The sequence below is a fragment of the Mitsuaria sp. TWR114 genome (genome assembly GCF_007997345.1).
Window position 1 is genome coordinate 1 of the sequence record NZ_VOSR01000751.1, and the last position, 1,385, is coordinate 1,385.

A 1,385-nucleotide genomic window follows, 5' to 3' on the forward strand; every position below is an offset into this window, starting at 1 on the left:
TCCGCTCCCGCCGCTCGGCGACGGCCAGGTGCTGGCGGCGCTGATCGCCTACCGCGCCCTGTATTACCTCGCGCCGCTGGCGGTCGCGGCGATCGCGTATTTCGTGCTGGAGGCGAAGGCGCGGCGCTGAACCCTCGCCCTGCTCAGGGCCCGTTGCCGTTGGCGTAGGGCAGCAGCGCCTCGACCAGCGGCTTGACCAGCTCGCGCAGCAGCAGGCCCAGTCCGCCCGCCAGCGCGATGCCCACCATCGCGATCGCCAGGCGCGCGATCAGGGGCCGATGCCCGGTGCGCACGATGAAGGACAGGCTGAACACCAGGCTGGTGAGCGATGCCAGCACCGCGCCGTTGGCCGCGACGTCGAAGCCGATCGCGCCCTGCGCCGCCATGCTCGCCGCGGCGGCCACCGCGCTGGCGCTGGACAGCAGCCCGCCGATGACGGTGACCGCATAGAAGCCAGCCTCGCCGAATTCGCGCTGCATCAGCCGGCCCACGATGTGCAGCGCCAGGAACAGCAGCCCGTAGCGCAGCGCCACCGGCAGCGAGAACGGCAGCTCCAGCTTGATGTCCGAGACATCCGCGGTCGGCGTGCCGTTGCGCTGCAGCAGGCTCAGCACCACGAAGCCCGCCGCCGACAGCACCATCATCCCGAAGGCCGCCGCCGCGTTGACGAAGGCCAGCGGCGTGAGGATCAGCAGCAGCACCGCGTTGCGCAGCACCATCGCGGCCACCGCCACCAGCACCGCGCGGTAAGCGCCTTCGGCGAAGCGGCCGGCGGTCTCGCGGACCCGCGTGGCCATCTCGACGACGGTGAAGTTGCTGTTGACCAGGCCACCGAAGAAGGCCGACAGCTCCGCGCCCTTGGAGCCATACATCTTCCACAGGATGTAGTTCACGAAGCCGATGCTGGCGATCAGGATCACCGTGACCCAGGCGGCGCGCGGCTCGATCAGCCGCCAAGGGCCCACCGCGCCGGCCGGCAGCGCCGGGTAGATGACGATGGCCAGGATCGCGAGCAGCAGGGCCGAGCGCACCTCGCCCTCGGTCAGGCCCATCGACAGGCCCGAGAGCCGCTCCTTCCAGGCCAGCAGCGCGGTCGTGCTCACCATCACCGCCGCCGGCGTCACCGTGTGGCCGAGCCCGCACAGCACGCCCGCCATGCAGGTCACCAGCATCGCGGCGGAGGTCGTCAGCTCCGGCCCATGGCCGCCGCGCATCGTGTGCACGTTCAGCGGGATCGCCAGGCCGGCGGCCAGGATCAGGCTCAGCAGCGCGTAATGCTCGCCCAGCGAGCCGCCCAGCGCGCCGAGCAAGGCGATGAAGCCGAAGGTCCGCAGCCCGGCCTCCTTGCCGCGCCGCTCCCGCTCCAGGCCCAGCAGCAGGCCCAG

General features: G+C 71.7%; 1 protein-coding gene. It reads right to left on the reverse strand.

Translation table 11 applies throughout. From position 1 onward, the window contains the following. Nucleotides 1–143 precede the first annotated feature (143 nt). A partial coding sequence (locus FUT87_RS23645) for a DUF4010 domain-containing protein (protein WP_147242585.1) occupies nucleotides 144–1,385 on the reverse strand: 1,242 nt, incomplete at its 5' end.